This is a genomic window from Neobacillus sp. C211 (genome assembly GCF_051842875.1).
Lineage (GTDB): Bacteria > Bacillota > Bacilli > Bacillales > Cytobacillaceae > Neobacillus.
Genome location: NZ_JBPXRO010000002.1, coordinates 284,629 through 307,275 on the forward strand (window position 1 = coordinate 284,629; position 22,647 = coordinate 307,275).

Genomic DNA, 22,647 nt, shown 5'->3' on the forward strand with positions numbered 1-22,647 from the left:
AAACTCGCTGGATTTTTTATGCTGTTGGCCAAGGGTTCAGTACTTTTTTCTTAGACTTTTTCCATTTGAACGACATGATTAAGGTAATTGCTCCAATAATCACAAGAAACGCTAAGCTTATAAAAAAGCCGGGTCTGCTTGTTTTGTGAAAAAGTGTTCCACTGACAGCAATTAAAATAAATAGGGCACCAATTGAATACATTATTTTTTCCTTTAGCTTTAACTCTAAGATTTTTCTCGAGGATGCAAGGATAAAGAGCCAATTATAAAGTAGCATTAATGCTGCTCCTGTTGTCACCCACTCATAAATTTGATCTGGCAGTACAAGCGCGGATACAATCGAAGCAGTAATTCCAAGCATTGTAACTAGCAATGCAGGGAGGGGAACCTTTAATTTTCCCTGTTTTGAAAAACTTTCAGGTGCATCGCCTTCTTCTCCAAGGGTAACAAGAACGCTTGTAACGCCATAAAGAGAAGCTGTCATTGTCGAAAACCCTGCAATAATTAATGCTGCATTAAAAAAATGCGGAACAAAAGTTAGATGGTAAGCATCTAAGGCAACCACAAATGTACTTTCCTTTGTATTAAATTGATTCCATGAAACGATGATGACCGCTAGGCCGATCGAAATAACATAAATAACCATCAGCGTAAACAACATCACTTTTCCTGCTTTTGGAGCCTCCTTTGGATCTTTTAAATTTGTTGCCATTAAACCTAAGATTTCTATTCCCCCAAAGGCATAGAAAGCAAATATTACAGCCGACCACAAACCTTTAAAGCCATGTGGAAGGATTTCGCTTCTACTATTCGGGTACTGAATCGGGCGATCCCCATTAATGACCCCAAAAATGGCTAGCAAAGCAATAACGATAAACATTAGTATCGCTGAGATTTTTAAGATGGCAAGAATATTTTCGAGCTTGTTTAAAACTTTTACTCCAATTAAAATAACGGCTAATCCTAAAACAGCGTAGATTGTGGCGAAAATCCATAAAGGTATTTTTGGAAGCCAGAAACGAGAAAAAATGGAGAGGGCCGTCATTTGGCTTCCCATGATTAGCACCTCTGAGGACCAGTAAACCCAGCCGCTGCTAAATCCTGCCCATCTTCCATATGCTTTCTTGGCATAAGACCTAAAACCGCCCTTAAGAGGCTCTTGGGAAGTCATCTTTGACAGAGCATCATAGACAAAATAGGTACCAAGGGCAGCGATCATAAACGCAACTAAAATAGAGGGGCCCGTCATCTTAATTGCTAAACCAGAGCCAAGGAAAAAACCTGTCCCAATTGTGCAACCCACTCCAAATAAGGAAAGCTGCCACCATTTCATGTCGTTTTTTTCGCCCGCACCGGCTTTAGATTTACTCATTGAAATTCCCCTTTAACTAAATATCCCGTCCGGTTGCTCCTGGTGATTTGTCGGTATTATCTTGATTATTATATTCTGGATCATTAAGGCCTGGCTTTTGCGTTTTGTTACCGCCTAAATATACTGCTTGATGTTCCTTTTGTTCTTGTCTGAATTTATCAAAGTTTTCATTAACCAAATAATCTCCTCATTTCTCTAATTGATATTTCTTAAGATACTCGCCTGGTCAATTCTTATTCAGTTAATAATCGATGCATTAGTTAGGTTTTTGATGGAATTAAATTTTCATTACATAATCAACCACGAAAAAAATGAAAATATAGGAGAACGAAAAAAATAAAAACAATAAATGCTGAAATAGATCGAGTAATAAATAATTGCGCTTTTCATTGAAAGGGGTTTATCACATGTTATCGACACAGCAGTTAGCTGAGTTACGGTTACAGTTGTTACAGGAAAAGAGTGAAGTGGAAGGGCATTTAGAACAAAATGATCATTTTGGTTTAGAAAGAGGTCATTTTCATGAGTCAATGGGGGAGTTATCCAGCATTGATAACCATCCAGCCGATGAAGGAACCGAATTATATGAACGGGAGAAAGATATTGCTTTAAATGAACATTATCAATTTGAACTAAGAAATATAAATCATGCTTTAGATGCGATGGAAAATGGAACCTATGGAAACTGTGAGGTATGCGGAAAGGAAATACCGTTAGAACGTTTAGAGGCCTTGCCAAATACAACCTATTGTATCGAGCACAGCCCCGATCAGGTTACCTCACGTAAACGACCAGTTGAAGAAGGCGTTTTGATGCCGCCATTTGGTAAGTTTGATATGGATGAAAAAGATGAGAATGTTGCATATGATGCCGAAGATTCTTGGCAGACAGTTGCAGCATGGGGAACATCCGAAACTCCATCTGATTTAGCCTTCCCACAGGATAGTTATAGTGATATCTATTCTGAAGCAGACGAAAACATTGGCTATGTCGAGGACTATGAAAATTTCGTTGGAAATGACATGTATGGTAATGAAATCAAGGTTTATCCAAACCCTCAGCATGAAAAATATGAAGATGCCCTTGATGAGGAAGGAATCATGACAAGCTTTGGGGATTTACCTGCATTTGAACACGACCCTTACGTTGATCATGATGATAAATGATGGGTTAAAAAAAGAAAACAGCTTTCAAGTGAGAGCTGTTTTCTCTAATTTTATTTTTTATCATAGCCTTTTTGTGGAATGGGGATATCCTTACCGTTTACATCATCAATCACTGCGCCAATTTCACCTTCTGTATACGTGTCACTAGCTTGCTCATGTGTAGTGGCAAGCCCGGCAGAAAGGTCATCTGATTCTTGATAATAACTTGGATGATAGAAACTACCTGCCAATTCTTTCTTTGGATTAGCTTTCTGATTCTTATTGTCCATCTTAATTCCTCCCTTTTCGTGTTTGATACAAGGGTATTTTTTTCTTTTTTTGACAGGATTACTCCCAATAAAAAATAAATCTCAAATGGAGGTTACATTATGAACGAAAAAAATGAATTCCCATCTCGGGAAAAGTTAGACGAAGCTTTTCATTTTCTGCATGACCAAATCAATAAAATTTCTGTTGTTGAAGAGATCGAAATGGTAAAAGAGGATAGTCAAGGTGAAGAAGGATTATGATTTTGTGTATGCCCAACATAGCTTGAAGCAGGCAAGACTTTTTCTCTAGACCCATCTAGGTTACGTTTGCTATGATTTCTAGAGGTAATTTTAAAGGTGGTTTACTTATGGAGATGAGAGAAACTCTGGCTAAAAAAGTAGCCTGGATCAGTGTAATCAGTAACATTATTCTTACATTAGGCAAAATAGTCATTGGTTGGTATGGACATAGTGACGCGGTCTTTGCAGATGGAATCCACTCAGCCGCAGATGTTTTTGCATCTGTCATTGTGCTGTTAGTGATTAAAATTGCTAATAAGCCTGCCGATAATGAACATCCTTATGGACATGGGAAGGCCGAAGTCATTGTTTCAGGCATTATTGGTATATTGCTTTTTCTCGTCGCCATTTATGTGGTTTACGAAGGCATTAGCGGTTTCTTTCATAAAGTGGAATCACCCAGTTTTCTAGCGATGTGGGTTGCCCTATTTTCATATGTAACCAAGGTTATTTTATACCGCAGTTCATTAAAGGTTGCGAAACAGAATAAGAGTAAAGCCATTGAGGCAATTGCCTTTGACCATAAAGCAGATATTGTCGCATCAATTGCTGCTGCAATAGGGGTTCTCCTTTCCATCGCAGGGAACCGATTCGATATCCATTTTTTACTTTACGGAGATAAGGCAGCCAGTATTTTTGTCGCCTACTTAATTTTTAAAATAGCGAAGGAAATGTTAACAGAGGCATTTGACATCTTACTCGAACGTAATATTAATACAGAGACACTTCAGGAATACATCGCGGTTGTTAACGAGTTCCAAGAGGTAAAACGAATTGACCGGATTAGAGCAAGAGAACTTGGTCATTATGTATTAGTTGATTTACGTATAGCGATTGATCACTATAAAACGATCAAGGAGGGGCATGACCTCGCAAAAACCATCAAACAAAAATTGATGGATAAATTTGATAACATTCAGGAAGTTTTAATTCATTTAAATCCCTATTTTGAGAAAGATGAATAATTCCAAAAAAACTCCTTTGAACTTTCGATGATTAGGGTTTATGATAGGAAAGGATATATATAAGGTTAGAGGGAGTTGATATTTTTGAGTTATTCCGTAGACCCGGACCCAAGTAGGCGAGGGGAAGTCAATGTTATCTTTGAATGGATTGAATTGAATATCAAGAATATCAACTCTAGAAAAGGTTGTTGGCTTCCTCAAACAAAATGAGTGAGGAGGTTAAGTCATGCTGGAAATATTTAAAAGCACGGAGACAAAAGTTTTAGAACAAGTAGATGTAATCTCAAAAGGCTGCTGGGTCAATATGTATGCCCCAACACAAGAAGAAATTAACAAGGTATCAATGGATGCTCAAGTGGATGTGGATATCATCAAAGATGCCCTGGATGATGAAGAACGCCCGAGGATTGAACGTGATGATGGCCGAGTCTATATTATTGTTGACTTTCCCTACATTGTTCATGATGAAGATGGTTTTGCTGGTTATGAAACCATTCCAATCGGCATTATTCTTACGGACGAATGTATCATTACCGTTTCCTTAAAAGATACACCGATTTTAGAAGAATTTCGGAAAAACAGAGTGAAAGAGTTTTTTACGTTTAAAAAGACACGCTTTGCGTTGCAAATTCTGTTTGTCATCTCTTCTTATTATCTTCGGTACTTAAAGCAAATTAACAAGAAAACAAATGAAATTGAACGTGTCGTTCATCAATCGTTGAAAAATAAAGAGCTATTCGCCTTCCTGGCTTTAGAGAAAAGTTTGGTTTATTTTACGACCTCGTTAAAGTCAAATAAGGTTGTCCTCGATAAAATTTTGCGTTTTAACTATTTAAAAATGTATGAAGAAGACAAGGACCTATTAGAAGATGTTATTATTGAAAAAACACAGGCGATTGAAATGGCCGAAACCTATCGCTCGATCTTAACAGGTATGATGAATGCCTTTGCATCGATTATCTCGAATAACTTAAACATTGTAATGAAATTCTTAACTTCCATTACAATTATTTTATCCTTCCCAACGATGGTAGCGAGCTTTTATGGGATGAACGTTGATATCCCTTTCCAGCATGCTACTCATTCCTATGCAATACCACTAGTAATCTCTGCTTTTTTAACAAGTTTAACAGCCTTTATTTTTTGGAAAAAGAAATATTTTTAGATTTACCAGTCCTTCGGAGGGCTGGTTTTTTTGTATATTATAAAAATTTTCCCAAGTTTTAAGTGTACTAAAATTTTTATTTTTTTAATAATCTGAAAAGTATCTGTATGAAATACTTAAATTGTTGTAAAATAGTGTAAAAAGGAAAGGCACGCTGGGTGGTATTATGGAATTTGGAGCTCTGATTAAATTCTATCGAACTCAAAGAGGAATGACACAAGCTGAGCTTGCCAAAGGGATTTGCTCTGTCCCGCATTTAAGTAAAATTGAGAACAATTCAAAAGAAGCAAACGAAGAAACAATTTCCCTGTTACTCAAGCGGCTAAACATAAGCCTAGAAGAGATGGAGGAAAAAGAAGAAGAAATAAAGATCTTACTAAGAAAGCTAGACGGTAAGATTAATTTTTATCTAAGGGATGAAATAGAAGAAAATTATCAGAAACTAGTGAAAATAGAACACCTCATCCCATTCTCCAAATATATGTATATTTACGAGCTATATAAATTTAGATATCTTATATTTAAGGGACTTGTTGAAGATGCAGAGCATCAAAGAGCTCTTTTATATAAGCAAAAGAAAAATTTTTCCCAACATGAAGATTATTTATTTCGATACTATCATGCGATATTCTTAATGTGGAAGGGTCAATATCAAAATGCGGATGAAATCCTCGATGTTTTACATACAGAAAATAATAAGGAAGCATCAAGTGGGGAATTTCTCTATCATCGATCACTTGTAAAAAGCTCACTTGAGCAATCAGGACATGCTATCCATTTTGGTAAGATGGCCCTGCAAATATTCATGAATCAGCATAACTTCATCCGAATTCTCCACACACTTATGCTGCTCGGGATTAATTATACCCACTCCAATATATATGAGGAAGCACAGGAGTGTTTTCAGCACATAATCCGTAACGCAGAATTATTAAAGAAAGTTAAATTACTTCCCGAGATCTATCATAATATGGGCCATTTGCAATTTAAAATGAAGAATGCAAAGGAAGCTCTGTACTATTATCAAAAAAGTTTGGCCTTGCAGCCAAACAAAAATCAGCACTATCTGGTCACATTACATGCGATTGGGGAGCTGCACCATTCACTTAACTCCATTGAAAAAGCAAAAGACTGCTTCCAAGAAGTTAACTTACTGTCAAAAGAGCTGGGGGTTAAAAAATATAGACTCTTGGCGGACTTTTATCTCCTCCATATGGCCTCTCCTGCAAAAGCGTTTAAATATTTGGAATCTAAGGTAATTCCCTATTTTGAAGAGGAAAATGAACATAGTGATGACCTAACCTGTTTTTATAAAATGCTTGCAGATTACTATAATCAAAAGGGTATGGTTGTTGATGCAGTTACTTATTTAAATAAAATAACTTAAAGCCAAGGAGGCAATTTATATGAAAAAGTTTGTTGTCATAATGTTTTCAATCTCACTGATTGCTCTTTTTACTTCAACTAAGGATGTGAAAGTGTCAACATCTAGCAGTGACGTGGCCTATTCAACTGTTGGCCCTGCATATCATCCCATTCAACCGCCAATTGGCTGATCGTTATCAAAAATCCCTGAACTGAACTGATCAGGGTTTTTTTTTTGAGGATTGGAATGTTAATTAAAATTAAGGCAGACAATACTAGGAAAATATTATTATGAAAGAGGTGATAAAAATGAAAAAAGAAAAATCTCCAAGTGAGAAAAATGAGGGGAAGTCAGTCGACGAACTTTACGGACTAGAACCGAAAATGAGTTTACAGTCAGTTAATTTCGCTCCAAGTGAAAATACACTCTTAAATGAACATTTTGAAGGGGAAGAGAAACAGTGTGATTAATGATGTTACCTTTTTACCTATTTTTAGCTGATTAGGAATGAAACGTGCTTGAATTAGGGCATGCTATTGACATGTGTTTTTTATTACGGAAAAGAATGAAGGAGGAAAACATGAAATCATTTGTTGTCGGATTCCATCAAGAAGATAATGTAGATAGCATGCAGATTCAAAAACTTAGTCAAGAAGATTTTACGAAAGCCACGGAAGGTGGAACAAGGCATTTATTTGAGCTCGACACAAATATTGGTCTATTTGTGTTTTTTGATGCAGAAGATGAGGACGGGGACCTCTCTTATATGGTATTGCATTATGAGGAAGACAATGAAGACCCAGTTGGCTGCTATTCATTCCAATTGAAGGACTTTTACGAATTTATGGCGCTATTCTTAAATGACATGGAGTTTAATGAGGAACCAGACGATGAGGACGAGGAAGAATATGGCCCGATTCATCATCTAGCCCATCTTCTGTTCCATGTAGTCGAAGAAGGAAAGGATCTCGAGGTATAACGAGGGGGCATTTTTTGAAAAATATACTCGCTTTCCTCAATATTATGGTAGAGGACACCTAATTTAGGTGTCCTCTATTGGTTTTAATCGATATTATTTTTTAATGGGGTAATGCAAGTGGTGAATTTTTGATTTATGGGCGAATTTCTGCGTTCAATGGGCGAATCTACAGATTTAATGAGCGAATTTCGGCGTTTAATGGGCGAATTTCGCAACTTTATGAGCGAATCATTTTTACCCTGTTAATATATTTGAAATTAAAACTCACCGGGGGAAGCTCTTTGGAGCATAGGACCAGGATCTGTACTTTCCAAGGCATTGCAGATTACAAGATAGCAGTATTCTTTTTGGTACATCCCGTGACTTTATATGAGCAAATTCCCGAAACTGCTTATTTGTTATCGTCGGACCAAAAAGCAGAAAATAATCGTTCAGTGCGTTAATATGTGCATCCTTTGAAAAAGTATCGCAGGCAGGACAGTACCATTTTTGGTTCTTACGGACAAGGGAATGATTAGAGTGGGTAGGACAGTGGACACCCGTTAACAGGTCACATTTCTGAATACCATATTTATTCAATACATAGCTTGTTGGAATGGTATTCTTTTTCACGAGGAGGCGGCAAAGCTTACGGAGGTCTTTAGCGGTCAATAGCGGTTTCGGATATTGTTTTTCTAATAGGGTAATTTTGTTTAAGAAGACGTCGGCCTTACATACTCGAGGTTTAACTTTGTGATTGTTTTTTCCTGTAACAGCATATGTTGTATAGCTATTACTAATCACCACTAAATATTCAACTGGAACTTGAGGGAAATGATGTTCAGCAAGAAGTTTCTGTAAGTATTTTTGATGTCTTTCTCCCTGAGCAATCGGATAGGGGTAACCTTTTTCATTTCCATTGTTGATTTGAATAAACTGTTCATTTTCAGTATCAAATATTAACTTTCCAGCCATGTTTTTTACATCGATTGCTAGGGCAAATTCAGGTGTTAGAAGAAGGGTATCGATTTGGCAGTTGTAGTCACCATCAGGTAGGTTTAAATCGTGGAGGATCATATATTTCTGCTGTGGAAGGTCACGATAATAGTAATCGAGCGATTTCTCACCAAGGTAGCCGGCCTGCCTCCTTCCTAGCTCTTCTAAAATTTGTTGGTACTTTTGGTGACTATAGGGAAGTCGCCGCAGTAAAGCGTCTAATATAAGCATAATTAATGGTTTTGTCCGTTCTTTTATTAGCAAAATTAACACTCCTCTCAATTTATGAATGAATTCTAGTAGAAGTATAGAAATTCCTGCCGAATTTTATCGATTTTTGTAAAATATTTATCCGAATATATTTCAATGAGCGATTTTCGGAGTTCAATGAGCGAATCCCCGTATTTAATGAGCGAATTTCAATGTTTAATGGGCGAATCCTGGTATTCAATCAGCGAATCCCATTTTTGCACATATCAATCCTTAAATTTGATAAAACATCTCTATAACGATACCATTATCATAATTTACAAAGGGAGGATACAAAGGATGAGCGAAATTTATCAAAGGGGTATTGACCGTGTTTGGACGGTACAGCATCACCAGAATAGTCCGATACATATAGCGGGAATGGTTTTGGATCCAAATCAAATGAAAGAGTCAGATCCATTTCTATTTCTAGCAGAAGATTTTTTTAAAAAAGGTACCTTTGATTTCCACCCGCATCGTGGGATTGAAACAGTGACTTATGTGATTGAGGGTAAACTTGAGCATCAGGATAATAAAGCGGGACGGGGGGAGCTTGAGCCTGGTGATGTCCAGTGGATGACAGCCGGAAAAGGCGTGATCCATATCGAAGACCCGGCTGAAGGAGAGACAGTTCATTCCTTGCAGCTATGGGTGAACCTGCCGCGTGAGCACAAAATGGCTGAACCGCGTTATCAAAATCTCCGTGCCAAAGACATGCCAGTGCGCGAAGAGGATGGGGTATTAATCAGGATCTTTTCCGGTTCATCAGGCGGCATTCAATCGGCAACGAAAAATTATGTTCCGGTGACAATGGTTGAAATCAACTTACAACGAGGAGCAACCGTTACCCAGGATCTTCGGGGAGACTACAATGGCTTCATGTATGTTTTAGAAGGAAAAGGTCAGTTTGGAAAAAGTAAGACAGAGGCCGAAAAAGGCCAAGTGCTTCTGCTAGGAAAAGGCGAGGAGGGACAAACCAGTGAAGTTACTATTACCGCCAGGGAATCTCTTCGCTTGTTGTTATATGCAGGAAAACCACTGAATGAGCCAATCGTTGCGAGGGGACCTTTTGTCATGAACACCGAAGAAGAAATCCGCCAGGCCTATCGCGATTATATGGACGGGAAGTTTGCAGAATAAGATTACAAAAATAAGCACTTGGGATAAAAACGCCCAAGTGCTTAACTATTATCCTTTTACCTGTTTCTTACTGACTTCTACCCGGGCATTGCCCATGAATAAGATTGTAATCGCCGCAATCGCAATGGGAATCAATGTTAGTAAAAAGGTATGTGTGATTGAATCCGACATCGCATGAACAATTTTATCTAAAATAAAATCTGGAATTTTTGAGCGTTCACTCGCTTGGAAAATTTGGCGGGGATCGCCCATTTTAAAATCTCCTGCACCCTGCATGCCTTTAAACGCATCTTTCAATTTATCCGTAAACAAATAGTTTTGCAGGCTTCCAAAGATTGTTACCCCAAGTGTCATTCCAAATGACCGTAAAAATGAGTTTGTTGAGTTGGCTGTCCCGCGGTATTGCGGCTCCAAATTGTGCATAGAAGCAGTTGGTAATAAAGAAAAGGAAAAACCAACCCCGAAGCCAACCAAAATCATATAAATCGTCAGCAAGGAACGTGCTGTATCGACAGTCAAGGTACCCAGGAAATACATGCCAAGAACGTATGAAATAATCGAAACAATCATCAAATTGCGGTAGGAGGTTTTCGTCAAGAAAATACCGCCCACCGAACTCCCTGCAACAGACCCGAGCATCATTGGTGTTAAAATCAATCCAGCATTCTTAGCCGACCCACCATAAACCGCTTGAACGAAGATCGGGATAAACACGGTTAAAATAATAAACGTACCGCCGTATAAAAAGGACAAGATTTGCGAGGTGGCAAATAAGCGCCTTTTGAAGAGCCAAAGCGGTAAAATCGGTTCAGCAGCCTTTATTTCAGCAATGAAAAAGGCCACAAAAAAGACGAAGAAGCTTGCAAACAAAGCGATGATTGGAGTAGAATCCCAAGCATATTCTTTCCCGCCTAGCTCAAGGGCAAACATTAAGCTCACCACCGAAATGACCAGTGTTATCGCCCCAAGCCAATCAACCTTTTGCTTGGAATGCTGTAATGATTCATGATAAAAACGAACAATTAAATAAATCGATACAATACCAATTGGCACATTCACATAGAAAACCCAGTGCCAACTAATATAATCAGTTATGTAGGCCCCAAGTAACGGCCCTAAGACGCTGGATGCTCCGAAAACTGCCCCCAACAAACCGGTCATTTTCCCGCGGTTTTCAGGGGGGAAAATATCAAAAACAATCGTAAAAGCAATCGGCATCAGGGCTCCGCCGCCGATCCCCTGAATGGCACGGAAAATACTTAATTGAACAATGCTCTGGGCAATACCGCATAATGCCGAGCCAATCAGAAAGACGATGAGTCCAAAAATAAAAAAGCGTTTCCGTCCGTACATATCGGAAAGCTTACCGAAAATAGGCATTCCTGCCATTACCGCTACCATATAGGCAGAGGTGACCCATATAAATTTATCAAAGCCGCCGAGGTCTGCTACAATCGTAGCCATCGCCGTAGCTACAATGGTATTGTCCATAGCTGCCATTAAAATTGCTAACAGTAAACCAGCGACAACTGGTTTAAGATTCGTATCTTTTTTAATCATAAAATTTCCCCTTACTCTAGAAAATGATAAGTAATGAAACCGCTCCTTGTATGTGTTTTAAAATATTTAGGAAGATTACCAAAGCTAATGATAATCAAGTTAAACCAATTTTAAAAGGAAGGTTTTAGACTGTCAATTTTTATGTGAAAAGCATCTTGTACTCACAATGAAGCAAAGGGACTCAACTGCTGAGTCCCTTTGCTTAAATTTAACTTACCTTTGGAAAAACTCGACTTTTTCACCATCAGGTCCTTGCACAAAGAAATTACGATATCCGTTCGGAAGTGTCACGATCTCATCACTAATGAAAACTACGTTGACACCTTTTAAACGCGTGAATTCATCTTCTATATCGTCCACCAAAAAGGCAACGTGATTAACTTTCCCTTCAGTTGGAAGGTCGGGATTTCCACCATACACTAATTCTAATTCTGTTTCGTCTGACCCATTGAACCCAAGGAAGGCTAAATTTATCGTACCGTTGGCAATCGTAAATTGGTCTTTTAACTCCATCCCAACCACTTTTTGATAAAAAAGAAGTGAGGCATTAAGGTCATTTACCATTACGCCGACATGGTCCATTTTCTTTACTGCCATCTGGCTTCCCCCTTTATGTATCCTTTTTTAAGCTTTTAAAACATCATGGTCAACATAACGTTCACCGTTTATTTCACTAATAACATTAATCGCCACCTTGGCACCGTCACCAGCAGTAATAATGGTATGCATACTCACACCGGCAACTGTTCCTGCTGCCCAAATGCCGTCAATATTTGTTTTTCCAGCAGCATCTACGTCAAAAATAGTCTTGATTCTTGGCTCTGTACCTGGCTTTGTTTGTAAACCCGCTGTTTCAGCTAGATCAACAGACATGCCAGTGGCAAGGATAACATGTTTAGCCTCATATTCCCCTTGATCGGTTTCAACTTTAAAACCGCTTTCAGTTTTACTGATATTTGAAACTGTAGCTTGGACAATTTCTGCACCGAATTTGCTGGCTTGTTTCTTACCAGTTTCAACTAGGTCAGGTCCAGTAATTTCTGTAATACCATAATGGTTCTCAATCCAAGCACGCTTGGTCACACTTTTATCATTATCAATAACCAATGTTTTCTTACCAGCTTTAGCTGTAAATAGGGCTGCACTTGCCCCTGTAGGCCCAGCACCAACAATTAATACGTCAAACATATCAATAACCTCCATTTTTTAAAAAATTAAAGCTAGATTAAGCTTAGCGTAAATAGAAACTTATGTAAAATCAACTGCCCATCCTAGAAAATATTTCTTAATGGGCAGACCGTCAAACAACGATTAGTGCTGGCAGCAAAATAAAAAGAACCATCATTTCCTGCTTAGGATTGATGGTTCTTGAAGTTAAATTATCCATTTTTAAAAGGGGTTGGCATGCATTAAGAGTTAACGTTATTTAACTCTGTTTTATGTTCCTTAAGCGATGCTTGTTTTCGCGTATGAAGAAAGTAATAAAGAACAATACCCAAAAGAATGTAGAATGAACATAAGAAATAGAGCGAGCTATAATCCATTTTTGTGGCCGCTAAGCCTAAAAGAAACGAGCCTAATGCAATCCCAATATCATAGATTGATAGGAAAGTAGCTGTAGCTAACCCTCGTTTTCTAGGCGCAGCATCTTGAATGGCGATGGTTTGGAAGGTTGGAAAAAGTGTTCCCCAGCCTAAACCAATCATTCCTGCTGAAAGGAGAAAGCTGCCCGCGCTGCCGCTTTGACTTAAAATAAACATCCCAATGGCAAACAATACGATGGATGGATAGACAATCACATTGGGACCATGCTGGTCTAACCATTTTCCAGTAAAAGGTCTTGAAATCAATAAAACAATCGCATAGACGACAAAGAATAGACTAGAAATCTCGGTAAGGTGTATTTCAGTGGCAAATACAGATACGAAAGAAAGAAGCGCTGAATAAACGATGGCAAGAAAGCAGCCGACAATTGCGATAGGAATGGCGGAAACTTCGAAAAAATTTCGAAATGAAAACGCAGAATGGACGACCATGTGGTCTGCTTGCCCCATTTCTTTAACCTTTACGCTTAAACCTGTAATCAGGGCCCCAATCGCGACAATGACACTGACGATAAACAGGGTTTTTGCACCCCATTGCTGAATGGCCGTTAAGCCGATAAATGGCCCTAGCACCATAGCCATATTCGTCGACATAATGAAATAGCCCATACCTTCACCACGGCGTGAAGTCGGAATGAGATCCGCCACGATTGCCCCTGCAGCGGTTGTTGCCATGCCAAAACCAATTCCATGTAATAACCGAATGAAAAGAAAACCAATGATTGTTTTTGGAAAAAAGTATAAGAGGGAGGCGCCTGAGAAAATTATCAGTGCGGCAAGCAGCACCTTTTTATGACCAGCTTTTTCAAGCCATTGACCAGCCAGAGGACGGGAGATAATCGCAGAAAATAAAAAGACCGTTGTCATCAATCCCGCTTTTGATGCATTGCTATGGAACTCCTGTATCGCATAAATAGGAAGTGTGACGAGTAAAACATAAAAGGTTAAAAATAGAAAGAAGTTACTTAAAGAAATACTTATAAAACTTTTCGTCCATAATTTAGGTTTATTCATATGATCCGCTCCTTTTATAAAAGCTGTTGCAACCAGCTTTTTTGCAAATTTAAAAGCTCTTCCTGTGATGTTTCTGGAAAATGCTTCAATATTAACTGATTCGTTTCAAAGACTCTTCTTTCCCATTCGGGGAACATCTTTAACGCCACATCTGTTAATTGAATCAGTTTCTCACGTTTGTCTTTACCGGGGGCCTGAATTACGTATCCTTGCTTAACAAGCCGTTGAATGGTACGGGTCATTGGAGGTGCCTCAACAAATAAGTAATCACAAAGTTCTTTTTGGCTTAAATAGCCTTTGGTTTTTAAAACAAAAATGACAGACCATTGTGACCCGTATAACCCTAATGGTTTTAATGCTTCATTGAGTGTATTGGTAAGATGGCGTGATAGCTGATGCAGCGTATGGAATAATTCATGGCTATTCATTTATGTAGGTCACCTCAAAAATTACTAATTAGTTACCTAGGTAACTATAGTGGATTTGTTGGAATATGTCAAGAAAGGTTCACAGATTTAAGGCTGTAAATCCGGTTCGCGGAATTAAATACCAAGTTCGCGGAATTATGTTTTGGTTTGGCGGAATCCCAAACAAGTTTGGCGGAATTCAATCCGCTTTTGGCGGAATAACGACAAGAGGTGCTCACGGAAAAAGAAAAATTCCGCGGAATGACGAACTTCCGCGGAATCTCATATAAAATCCTTATCTTAACACATTAAAATATCTAGCTTCCGGATGGGCAAATACGATGGCAGAAACAGATGCTTCTGGCTCCATCATACAGCCATCTGTTAATTGGATGCCGATCTCCTCCGGTTGAATCAACTTAAACAGCTTCTTTTGATCTTCTAGTTCTGGACACGCTGGGTAGCCAAACGAGAAACGTTGTCCTTGATATTTAGCGGAAAACCTGTCTTGCATTGTAAAATCCAGTGGATCTGGGAAGCCCCAACGGTCACGCATTTGGCGGTGAATTAATTCAGCGAAGCCTTCCGCCGTTTCAAGTGCCATTGATTGAAGTGCATGGCACTCCAAAAAGCGTCCTTCCGCTTTAAATTGTTCTGCCTTTTCACGAATTCCTCTACCAGCCGTGACGGTGAAGAAGCCGACATAGTCCTTTTCACCGCTATCAACTGACTTTAGAAAATCAGCTAAGCAAAGACCTGGTGCTGATTCCTGACGTGGGAAGTCGAAGGTTTCCAAAATTTGATCAGGATTTTCCGGATGATAAATAATGACCTTATTCCCATCGGAATGCGCTGGGAAAAATTGGTAAACAGCGGCAGGCGTAATCCAATTGTTTGCACTAGCATTTGCTAGTAATTGATCCACCACTTCTTTTACCTTAACAGCCTTTTCATCCTTCTCAGCTAGTAACTTCGCGATTTTCCCTTTTACACCGAGATGGTGGCCAATCAACATTTGCATATTGATATATGGTTCGATATGAGAAAGTGAATACGATTTAAGGATATGTCGCTTTGTATCCATTGGCGTAAATACAGGAGCCTTTGTCGATACCGCTGGCTTCGGTTTTACGGCAACGGAAACAGTGGATGGACGTTCATACTCTCTCGGCACATTTAAAGAGGCTAGCTTTTCATTTTTCTCAAGCATTAATTTCTGAACTTCCTCTTCCGAATTCAATTGATTCGCAAGGGCTAAACCATTCATTGCATCCTTTGCATAAAGGACAAGGCCGTCATATTCTTTGGCAATCTTCGTATCTGTGAATTTCCGAGAAAGTGCCGCACCGCCAACGAGGATAGGTACAGCAATACCGGAATCCTTCATATCCTGTGCTGTTAACACCATTTGCTGCGCAGATTTCACCAGCAAACCCGATAAACCAACCATGTCTGGTTTTTCTCTAAGAATGGCTTGAACCAAGTCAGTTGGATTCACCTTAATCCCAAGGTCGATTACTTCATAGCCATTATTGCTGAGAATAATATCGACGAGGTTTTTACCGATATCATGCACATCGCCTTTTACGGTAGCTAAAATGATTTTCCCTTTTGTAGCAGACACATCGCCTTTTTCCATATGAGGTTCTAAATGCGAAACGGCTGCTTTCATTACTTCAGCACTCTGGAGCACCTCAGCAACGATGAGCTGGTTGTCGTTAAAGAGTCGGCCAACCTCTTTCATCCCGTCCATTAATGGTCCATTAATAATATCAAGCGGGGCAGGATACGTTTCAAGCGCTAGGTCTAGATCCGGCAGCAAGCCTTCTTTTGTACCTTCAACCACATAATAGGCGAGTCTCTCTTCTAAGGTCATATTTGGAACGGTTGTTTTCGGTTCTTTCTTTTTGCCGCGGTAAAATTCAGTGAATGTAGCGAGCGACTCATCTGTTGTATCAAACAAGAGGGCCTCTGCTAATTGAACTTCTTCTTTTGAAATAGATGCAAACCGTTCTAGTTTTTCTGTATTAACAATAGCATAATCAAGTCCAGCCTGGGTGCAGTGATAAAGGAAGACAGAGTTTAGAATTTCTCTACCGACAGGAGGGAGCCCGAAGGAGACATTACTAATTCCAAGAATCGTTTGTACTTCCGGGAGTTGCTCCTTGATTAACCGGATGCCTTCTACTGTAGCCTTGGCGGAACCAATATATTGTTCATCACCTGTACCAACTGGAAAAACGAGCGGATCAAAAATGAGATCCTGCGGCTTCAGATGATATTTGTTCACTAATAAATCATGTGACCTTTTGGCAATTTTTAGCTTTTGCTGCGCAGTTACTCCCATACCTTCCTCATCAATGGTGCCTACAACGACAGCAGCACCATAGCGATGGATTAATGGGACAACTGCTTCAAATCGTTCTTCACCATCTTCAAGGTTAATCGAATTGATAATTGCTTTTCCTTGTGAATATTTAAGTGCTCTCTCGATGACCTTTTCGTCGGTTGAATCAATCACAAGGGGAGCCTTTACTTTCTTGACGACTTCTTTAATGAAGTTTTCCATATCAACCATTTCTTCACGATCAGGGTCGGCGAGGCAAAGATCAATTACATGCGCGCCGCCTTTGACTTGGGCTCGTGCAATCTCTGACGCTTCCTCAAATTTCCCTTCGGTGATTAACCGTTTGAATTTGCGAGAGCCAATGACATTGGTCCGTTCACCGACCATAATCGGTCTTAACGTCGGATCGTCATAGATGAATGGCTCGATACCCGAAACCATATGAACAGTAGATGTTTTGACTTCCCTTGGTTGATATTGTTTCATTGCCTCGGCAATAGCCTTAATGTGGTCTGGCGTGGTACCACAGCAGCCGCCAACAATATTAAGCCAGCCATGGGCGGCAAAATCAGACAGCTTTTTGGCTAAAGTCTCTGGTGTTTCATGATAATGACCTTCTTCATCAGGCAAACCTGCATTTGGATAACAGCTGACTGCCGTCGACGCCAGATTTGCTAATGAGCGGACATGGTCCTGCATGAATTCTGGCCCTGTTGCACAGTTAAGTCCCACAGCAACGGGATTCATATGTTCAACGGAAATAAAAAACGATTCAATTGACTGCCCTGCGAGCGTTGTACCCATTGGCTCGATCGTCCCTGAAATAAACAGCGGCAGAGTTTTACCGGTTTTTTCAAACGCTCTTTCAATCCCAACAAATCCTGCTTTTACATTCAGCATATCTTGACTTGTTTCTAGGAGGAGTAAATCCACACCGCCATCAATTAAGCCGATTGCTTGTTCTTCATAGGATGCTGCAAGTTCATCGAAGGTCGTGCCGCCTGTTACACTTAATGTTTTTGTGGTCGGGCCCATCGAGCCTGCCACATAGCGCGGCCATTCATCGGTTGTAAGTTTGTAGGCTTCTTTAACGGCAAGAAAGGCAGCGATTTTATTAATCTCATAGGCTTTAAACCCTAAATCATATTCATCCAGAACAAGGCTGGTCGCCCCAAATGTATTGGTTTCAATAATATCTGCCCCAGCCTCTAGGTATTCACGATGAATATTGGCAATGACAGAGGGGGCGGTTAACACTAGGTTTTCGTTACAGCCTTCATACTGCTCGCCGCCAAAATCTTCCGCTGTAAGATTTGCTTCCTGGATCATGGTACCCATTGCCCCGTCCATCACGAGGATTCGTTTTTTGAGTTGTTCAGTAAATGGTGTTTTCGGCATAGGTGCTCCTCCTCAATTCACTAGCACGCTGACGGGTATATAACGCCAATTCAGCAGTTAATTCATAGCGTAAAAATGGTGTAATTAAATAAATACCGTTAAATAAATCTAAAGCTGTATCAATTAGTGACTTGGTAATGGCAATTCCTTCTTTAGCAGCTTGAATCGGATCATCACCCAACTGGGCCATCCGGGTGCGGATAGAATCCGCAATTTTGATTCCAGGTACTTCATTATGAAGGAACTCAGCGTTTTTACTGCTAGTAAGCGGCATTAAGCCAATGTAGATTGGTGCATCAAGTTGTTTTGTATGTTCATAGACTTCGAGTAATTTTTCCTCTGAAAAAACCGGTTGGGAGATAAAGTAATCTGCCCCATAATGAACTTTTTTTTCAAGTCTCTTCACGGCTTTTTCCAGTGAGCGGACATTGGGATTAAAGGCTGCCGCAATGCTAAAGTCTGTCTTTTGTCCCAGATCTTTCCCTGAAAAAGACAATCCTTCATTCAACTGCTTAATCATTTGAATAAGTTCAAAGGAGGAGACATCGTAAACAGATGATGCACCTGGAAAATCGCCAACTCTTGCAGGATCACCGGTAATAGCAAGAACATCATTCATCCCAAGCGTATGCAGACCCATTAAATGCGATTGCAAGCCGATAATATTGCGGTCACGGCACGCAATATGAATGAGCGGACGCATTCCTAATTCCTGTTTCACTAAATAGCCCAGCGATTCGTTGGAAATTCGGACCGTTGCTAGTGAATTATCAGCTAAGGTAATCGAATCGATTCCCGCTTCTTTTAAGGCTTTAGCTCCTTGGAAAAACTTTGTTGTATCTAGTTTTCTAGGTGGATCTAATTCAACGATAACCGATGGTCTCTCTTTCACGAGTTCCTGCAGGGGAGTAAACTCCCTTTTTGGCGCAAGAGATTCAACGATTATCTTCTTTGGCTCTAATTTTACTACTTTTTCAGTAATTGGAACACTATTCTTTAGTTCAGAAGCATATGCTTTGATATGTTCAGGTGTGGTACCACAGCAGCCCCCAAGCAACCGAATCCCTTGATTTCGGAACGCTTTAGCTGAGTTCCGAAAATAATCTGGATCCCCTTCATAATGAAACTTTCCGTCTGTATAAGTTGGAAGGCTGGCATTTGGATAGGCAGAAAGATAGGCATGCTTCGGAATTTCAATCTGTTCAAGTGCTAGCAGCATATGATGGGGGCCTAGTCGGCAATTAAGACCAACGACATCCGCCCCAAGTCCTTCAAGTCTTTTTAAGGCGTCATTTACTGGCGTCCGATCCTGTAAAAATCCAGGCTCCTGAAGGGAAACTTGTGCAATAATCGGAATCTTCGTTTCCTTCCTCGCAATGGTTAGAATGGTTTCAAGTTCTTCTAGGTCGTAAAAGGTTTCAAGTAATATTCCATCCACCCCTTCGAGAAGGAGGCAATAAAGCTGTTCACGAAAGCTTCGTTTTATTTCTTCTATTGTAATAGAGTTCGTTTTAATCCCGCGGTTTCCACCCATTGTTCCAAGCACATAAGCGTTATTTTGAGCTGCCTGTTTGGCGTGACGGACTGCGGCACTATTAATCTCTTTAACTGAATCTTCTAATCCATAGCGCTGCAATTTTAAATAGTTAGCAGCATAGGAATTGGTTTGGATGACATCCGCTCCGGCGTCAATGTATGCCTGATGGATATTTTGGATTTGTTCCGGCTGAGATAAATTCAACTCCTCAGAGCATGAATCGACTCCGTAGGAATAAAGCAGAGTACCCATCGCTCCGTCAGCTATTAAAATTTGATTTTTTAATTTTTCTAAAAGACTCATGATGTTTCTCCTCGTTGAAAGACCAACTGACTTTGTTCAACCTGCTTAAATGCCTGTGAAAAATCCTTCATTAAATCATCAGGATTTTCAAGTCCGACCGATAAGCGAACAAGACTATTTGTAATCCCGCGCTTCTCTCGCTCTTCCTGAGGCATGGCTGCATGGGACATTTTTGCTGGATAGGATAGAATCGATTCTACCGCTCCGAGACTGACAGCAAATACAGGAATTTTTACATTGGCAAGAAAGGTGCGAAGTGCATCTTCATTAGCCAATTCAAACGATAAGACCGCTCCTGGACCAGCTGCTTGCGCTTTTTGAATTTGATATTGTGGGTGAGTTTCCAACCCTGGGTAATGAACCTTTTCAACAAGCGGATGCGCATCTAAAAATTCAGCTAGTTTAATAGCCGATTTTTGTGATTGTTCTAGTCGGACGTGCAGCGTTTTGATCCCTCTTAAAACGAGCCATGCATCTTGAACACCTAAGATCGCCCCAAACCCATTTTGCAAAAAGCCTAATCTTTTCGCCAAGTCTTCGTCCTTGACGACAGCAAGTCCGGCAACGACATCACTATGGCCCGATAAAAATTTCGTCGCACTATGGAGCACGACATCGGCTCCTAACTCCAATGGCCGTTGGTGGGAAGGGGTAAGGAAGGTGTTATCGACAAATGTTAACGCGCCCGTTTCCTTAGCTAAATTGCTAATTGCCTTAATGTCAGTCACTTTCATTAATGGATTCGATGGTGTTTCCACATAAAATGCTTTTGTATTTGCCTGAATGGCTTGTTTTACTTCATCTAAATTCGTCATATCGACGAAGGTATGTTCAATTCCGAGCCGCGTGAGGACCTCTGTGACCATCCGAAATGTACCGCCGTAGACATCTTCCGTAATGACAATATGATCACCTGCAGATAGCAGGAGAAATGCCGTGGAAATGGCGGCCATGCCGGATGCAAAGGCAAAGCCTTTTAACCCGCCTTCAAGTTCAGCAATGACATCTTCAAGTGCTTCCCTTGTCGGATTTAAACTGCGGCCATAATCGTACTTGCCAAACTGATCGAAATCAGATTGGTGAAAAGTGGATGCATGCTGTATGGGTACACTAACCGCTCCTGTTGTAGGATCAATTTTGTGCTTATTATGAAGGAGCCTGGTTTCAAATGTGTATTCTTCGTGTGCCATTATGCAATCACTCCTTCTTGAACATGGGCAAAAGCTTTTTCCAAATCTTGAATTATATCTTGTGAATCCTCAAGTCCAACGGAGAAACGCAATAAACGATTGCAGACGCCGGATTGAATTCGGATTTCTTCAGGAATATCCGCATGGGTTTGCGTTGCTGGATAAGTGATAAAGCTTTCCGTTCCACCTAAACTTTCCGCAAAGCTGATTAGATTTAAGCCTTGTAAAAATGGATTAACCCAAGCTTCATCTTTAATTCTGAAAGATACCATTCCACCGCGTCCCGGGTAAAGGACATCAGTAACTGCATCATGCCCCGAAAGAAATTCAACGATATTCCTTGCATTTTTTTCATGTCTTTCCATGCGAAGGGACAATGTTTTCATACCACGCATTAGTAACCAAGAATCAAACGGGCTCAGTACCGCTCCGGCACCGTTATGATGAAAGGCTAATGCTTCACAAAGCTCTTTCCCCTTTGCGACGACAAGACCGGCAAGGACATCATTATGTCCTCCTAGGTATTTCGTTGCACTGTGGATGACAATGTCCGCGCCAAGGGTAATCGGCTGTTGTAATAATGGAGTATAGAAAGTGTTGTCCACTATTAATAATAATCCGTGCTGTTTTGCAATTTTTGAAACAGCGGCAATATCGGATTCCTGCATAAGTGGATTGGTTGGTGTCTCAAGGAAGATAGCCTTTGTTTGAGGCGTAATTTTCTTTTCAATCTCTTCCGGACAACAGGTATTGACATACTGACTATTCAAGCCCCATTTTTTATAACCTTTTTCTAATAAGCGGTATGTACCGCCATATAAATCTTCACTAACCAACCATTCATCACCAGCTTCAAATAAAGAGAGAATGGTTAAAATCGCTGCCATCCCTGAACTGCAGGCAAATCCTTGATCACCGCATTCTAAATCAGCAATTGTTTTTTCTAAGAGCTGGCGCGTAGGATTTCCGGTTCGGGTATAGTCAAACCCAGTTGATTGGCCAATTCCCTCGTGGCGGAAGGCCGTTGAAAAGTATACAGGCGGATTTACGGTTCCAGTTGCTGTTTCACTCCGATTTCCAATTTGGGCAAGTTTCGTATCAATTTTGTACATAATGCACTCTCCTTGTTTTATAAAAATAAAAAAAGTCTTCTATAAGAAGAAGACTTTTGTCGGCACGACCACAATGTCATTCTTCTTATCTTGCAAATTAGCAGCTAATTTGCAGGACTTAGCACCTTTTCAATGAATGAAGCCATTGATGGTTGCTGAGGCGTCGTAGGGCCATTCCCTCAACCTCTCTTGATAAGAATCAAATATTTAGACTATTTATAAAATTTACTACAACTTAGCGGTGGTGTCA

At 40.0% G+C, this 22,647-nt stretch carries 23 protein-coding genes and 1 riboswitch; of the genes, 10 read left to right on the forward strand and 13 right to left on the reverse strand.

The features are described 5' to 3' along the window. Positions 1-16: 16 nt before the first annotated feature. The gene (locus tag ACSU6B_RS03255) at positions 17-1,372 is read right to left on the reverse strand and encodes an amino acid permease (RefSeq protein ID WP_410882701.1); all 1,356 of its coding nucleotides are present in this window, start codon (positions 1,370-1,372) and stop codon (positions 17-19) included. Positions 1,373-1,388: 16 nt separating this feature from the next. Beyond that, entirely contained in the window at positions 1,389-1,550 is a 162-nt protein-coding gene (locus ACSU6B_RS03260; RefSeq protein ID WP_179195943.1) for a hypothetical protein, read from the reverse strand. Positions 1,551-1,779: 229 nt separating this feature from the next. Between ACSU6B_RS03260 and ACSU6B_RS03265 the strand changes: the two genes are divergently transcribed. After that, a complete protein-coding gene (locus ACSU6B_RS03265) occupies positions 1,780-2,538 on the forward strand; it encodes a yteA family sporulation protein (RefSeq protein ID WP_410882703.1) in 759 nt (252 codons plus the stop codon). Between the two features lie 50 nt (positions 2,539-2,588). Here the strand turns inward: ACSU6B_RS03265 and ACSU6B_RS03270 are convergent, their stop codons facing one another. Continuing rightward, positions 2,589-2,807: a YozQ family protein gene (locus ACSU6B_RS03270; RefSeq protein WP_410882705.1), complete on the reverse strand. Its 219-nt coding sequence runs from the start codon at positions 2,805-2,807 to the stop codon at positions 2,589-2,591. A gap of 99 nt (positions 2,808-2,906) precedes the next feature. On the opposite strand from ACSU6B_RS03270, the gene ACSU6B_RS03275 reads away from it, so the two are divergent. The 7 genes from ACSU6B_RS03275 (at position 2,907) to ACSU6B_RS03305 (ending at position 7,561) form a co-directional block, all read left to right on the forward strand. Next, positions 2,907-3,047 (forward strand): hypothetical protein, encoded by a 141-nt coding sequence (locus ACSU6B_RS03275; protein ID WP_215002630.1) that lies wholly within the window; start codon positions 2,907-2,909, stop codon positions 3,045-3,047. Between the two features lie 107 nt (positions 3,048-3,154). Beyond that, a complete protein-coding gene (locus tag ACSU6B_RS03280; RefSeq protein ID WP_410882707.1) occupies positions 3,155-4,051 on the forward strand; it encodes a cation diffusion facilitator family transporter in 897 nt (298 codons plus the stop codon). Between the two features lie 226 nt (positions 4,052-4,277). Continuing rightward, the gene (locus ACSU6B_RS03285) at positions 4,278-5,216 is read left to right on the forward strand and encodes a magnesium transporter CorA family protein (protein ID WP_168245545.1); all 939 of its coding nucleotides are present in this window, start codon (positions 4,278-4,280) and stop codon (positions 5,214-5,216) included. A 166-nt stretch (positions 5,217-5,382) separates the two neighbouring features. Then, the gene (locus ACSU6B_RS03290) at positions 5,383-6,603 is read left to right on the forward strand and encodes a tetratricopeptide repeat protein (RefSeq protein WP_410882709.1); all 1,221 of its coding nucleotides are present in this window, start codon (positions 5,383-5,385) and stop codon (positions 6,601-6,603) included. Between the two features lie 19 nt (positions 6,604-6,622). Further along, positions 6,623-6,772 (forward strand): hypothetical protein, encoded by a 150-nt coding sequence (locus ACSU6B_RS03295; protein WP_410882711.1) that lies wholly within the window; start codon positions 6,623-6,625, stop codon positions 6,770-6,772. Between the two features lie 100 nt (positions 6,773-6,872). Beyond that, positions 6,873-7,052, forward strand: a complete 180-nt coding sequence (locus ACSU6B_RS03300) for a hypothetical protein (protein WP_088089437.1) — start codon at positions 6,873-6,875, stop codon at positions 7,050-7,052. A 110-nt stretch (positions 7,053-7,162) separates the two neighbouring features. After that, positions 7,163-7,561 carry a cytosolic protein gene (locus ACSU6B_RS03305; protein WP_098930793.1) on the forward strand — a complete coding sequence of 133 codons (399 nt, stop codon included), beginning with the start codon at positions 7,163-7,165 and terminating at the stop codon, positions 7,559-7,561. A 264-nt stretch (positions 7,562-7,825) separates the two neighbouring features. Here the strand turns inward: ACSU6B_RS03305 and ACSU6B_RS03310 are convergent, their stop codons facing one another. Next, positions 7,826-8,800, reverse strand: a complete 975-nt coding sequence (locus ACSU6B_RS03310; protein ID WP_410882714.1) for a nuclease-related domain-containing protein — start codon at positions 8,798-8,800, stop codon at positions 7,826-7,828. Between the two features lie 285 nt (positions 8,801-9,085). Here ACSU6B_RS03310 and ACSU6B_RS03315 point away from each other — a divergent pair, with 285 nt between their 5' ends. Beyond that, positions 9,086-9,925, forward strand: a complete 840-nt coding sequence (locus ACSU6B_RS03315) for a pirin family protein (RefSeq protein WP_410882716.1) — start codon at positions 9,086-9,088, stop codon at positions 9,923-9,925. Between the two features lie 48 nt (positions 9,926-9,973). On the opposite strand, the gene ACSU6B_RS03320 is transcribed toward ACSU6B_RS03315, so the two are convergent. From ACSU6B_RS03320 to ACSU6B_RS03340, 5 genes are all read right to left on the reverse strand, one after another. Continuing rightward, on the reverse strand, positions 9,974-11,485 hold the full coding sequence (locus tag ACSU6B_RS03320; RefSeq protein WP_410882718.1) for an MDR family MFS transporter: 1,512 nt from the start codon (positions 11,483-11,485) through the stop codon (positions 9,974-9,976). Between the two features lie 213 nt (positions 11,486-11,698). Then, positions 11,699-12,082 carry a VOC family protein gene (locus tag ACSU6B_RS03325; protein ID WP_410882720.1) on the reverse strand — a complete coding sequence of 128 codons (384 nt, stop codon included), beginning with the start codon at positions 12,080-12,082 and terminating at the stop codon, positions 11,699-11,701. A 27-nt stretch (positions 12,083-12,109) separates the two neighbouring features. Beyond that, positions 12,110-12,673, reverse strand: coding sequence for an NAD(P)/FAD-dependent oxidoreductase (locus ACSU6B_RS03330; RefSeq protein WP_410882722.1), 564 nt, complete (start codon positions 12,671-12,673; stop codon positions 12,110-12,112). A 221-nt stretch (positions 12,674-12,894) separates the two neighbouring features. Then, positions 12,895-14,103 (reverse strand): MFS transporter, encoded by a 1,209-nt coding sequence (locus ACSU6B_RS03335; protein ID WP_410882724.1) that lies wholly within the window; start codon positions 14,101-14,103, stop codon positions 12,895-12,897. Between the two features lie 14 nt (positions 14,104-14,117). Further along, the gene (locus tag ACSU6B_RS03340; RefSeq protein ID WP_410882726.1) at positions 14,118-14,531 is read right to left on the reverse strand and encodes a MarR family winged helix-turn-helix transcriptional regulator; all 414 of its coding nucleotides are present in this window, start codon (positions 14,529-14,531) and stop codon (positions 14,118-14,120) included. 65 nt (positions 14,532-14,596) lie between these two features. On the opposite strand from ACSU6B_RS03340, the gene ACSU6B_RS03345 reads away from it, so the two are divergent. After that, entirely contained in the window at positions 14,597-14,800 is a 204-nt protein-coding gene (locus tag ACSU6B_RS03345) for a hypothetical protein (RefSeq protein WP_410882728.1), read from the forward strand. A gap of 5 nt (positions 14,801-14,805) precedes the next feature. Here the strand turns inward: ACSU6B_RS03345 and metH are convergent, their stop codons facing one another. Genes metH through ACSU6B_RS03365 form a run of 4 tightly spaced genes read right to left on the reverse strand, consistent with a single transcriptional unit; the run spans position 14,806 to position 22,397 of the window. After that, positions 14,806-18,255 (reverse strand): methionine synthase, encoded by a 3,450-nt coding sequence (gene metH / locus ACSU6B_RS03350; RefSeq protein WP_410882730.1) that lies wholly within the window; start codon positions 18,253-18,255, stop codon positions 14,806-14,808. Continuing rightward, positions 18,233-20,095 (reverse strand): bifunctional homocysteine S-methyltransferase/methylenetetrahydrofolate reductase, encoded by a 1,863-nt coding sequence (locus ACSU6B_RS03355; protein WP_410882732.1) that lies wholly within the window; start codon positions 20,093-20,095, stop codon positions 18,233-18,235. Before ACSU6B_RS03355 ends, metH begins: the two co-directional genes overlap by 23 nt. Continuing rightward, positions 20,092-21,285 (reverse strand): cystathionine beta-lyase, encoded by a 1,194-nt coding sequence (gene metC, locus ACSU6B_RS03360; protein ID WP_410882734.1) that lies wholly within the window; start codon positions 21,283-21,285, stop codon positions 20,092-20,094. Before metC ends, ACSU6B_RS03355 begins: the two co-directional genes overlap by 4 nt. Next, positions 21,285-22,397, reverse strand: coding sequence for a methionine biosynthesis PLP-dependent protein (locus ACSU6B_RS03365; protein ID WP_410882736.1), 1,113 nt, complete (start codon positions 22,395-22,397; stop codon positions 21,285-21,287). Before ACSU6B_RS03365 ends, metC begins: the two co-directional genes overlap by 1 nt. A gap of 82 nt (positions 22,398-22,479) precedes the next feature. Continuing rightward, positions 22,480-22,596: riboswitch (SAM riboswitch) on the reverse strand. Between the last annotated feature and the right edge of the window lie 51 nt (positions 22,597-22,647).

Coding starts and splice junctions, on each gene's coding strand:
- ACSU6B_RS03255 (WP_410882701.1), bottom strand. CDS start 1,372: ATGAGTAAATCTAAAGCCGGTGCGGGCGAAAAAAACGACATGAAATGG.
- ACSU6B_RS03265 (WP_410882703.1), top strand. CDS start 1,780: ATGTTATCGACACAGCAGTTAGCTGAGTTACGGTTACAGTTGTTACAG.
- ACSU6B_RS03270 (WP_410882705.1), bottom strand. CDS start 2,807: ATGGACAATAAGAATCAGAAAGCTAATCCAAAGAAAGAATTGGCAGGT.
- ACSU6B_RS03275 (WP_215002630.1), top strand. CDS start 2,907: ATGAACGAAAAAAATGAATTCCCATCTCGGGAAAAGTTAGACGAAGCT.
- ACSU6B_RS03280 (WP_410882707.1), top strand. CDS start 3,155: ATGGAGATGAGAGAAACTCTGGCTAAAAAAGTAGCCTGGATCAGTGTA.
- ACSU6B_RS03285 (WP_168245545.1), top strand. CDS start 4,278: ATGCTGGAAATATTTAAAAGCACGGAGACAAAAGTTTTAGAACAAGTA.
- ACSU6B_RS03290 (WP_410882709.1), top strand. CDS start 5,383: ATGGAATTTGGAGCTCTGATTAAATTCTATCGAACTCAAAGAGGAATG.
- ACSU6B_RS03295 (WP_410882711.1), top strand. CDS start 6,623: ATGAAAAAGTTTGTTGTCATAATGTTTTCAATCTCACTGATTGCTCTT.
- ACSU6B_RS03300 (WP_088089437.1), top strand. CDS start 6,873: ATGAAAGAGGTGATAAAAATGAAAAAAGAAAAATCTCCAAGTGAGAAA.
- ACSU6B_RS03305 (WP_098930793.1), top strand. CDS start 7,163: ATGAAATCATTTGTTGTCGGATTCCATCAAGAAGATAATGTAGATAGC.
- ACSU6B_RS03315 (WP_410882716.1), top strand. CDS start 9,086: ATGAGCGAAATTTATCAAAGGGGTATTGACCGTGTTTGGACGGTACAG.
- ACSU6B_RS03320 (WP_410882718.1), bottom strand. CDS start 11,485: ATGATTAAAAAAGATACGAATCTTAAACCAGTTGTCGCTGGTTTACTG.
- ACSU6B_RS03325 (WP_410882720.1), bottom strand. CDS start 12,082: ATGGCAGTAAAGAAAATGGACCATGTCGGCGTAATGGTAAATGACCTT.
- ACSU6B_RS03330 (WP_410882722.1), bottom strand. CDS start 12,673: ATGTTTGACGTATTAATTGTTGGTGCTGGGCCTACAGGGGCAAGTGCA.
- ACSU6B_RS03335 (WP_410882724.1), bottom strand. CDS start 14,103: ATGAATAAACCTAAATTATGGACGAAAAGTTTTATAAGTATTTCTTTA.
- ACSU6B_RS03340 (WP_410882726.1), bottom strand. CDS start 14,531: ATGAATAGCCATGAATTATTCCATACGCTGCATCAGCTATCACGCCAT.
- ACSU6B_RS03345 (WP_410882728.1), top strand. CDS start 14,597: ATGTCAAGAAAGGTTCACAGATTTAAGGCTGTAAATCCGGTTCGCGGA.
- metH (WP_410882730.1), bottom strand. CDS start 18,255: ATGCCGAAAACACCATTTACTGAACAACTCAAAAAACGAATCCTCGTG.
- ACSU6B_RS03355 (WP_410882732.1), bottom strand. CDS start 20,095: ATGAGTCTTTTAGAAAAATTAAAAAATCAAATTTTAATAGCTGACGGA.
- metC (WP_410882734.1), bottom strand. CDS start 21,285: ATGGCACACGAAGAATACACATTTGAAACCAGGCTCCTTCATAATAAG.
- ACSU6B_RS03365 (WP_410882736.1), bottom strand. CDS start 22,397: ATGTACAAAATTGATACGAAACTTGCCCAAATTGGAAATCGGAGTGAA.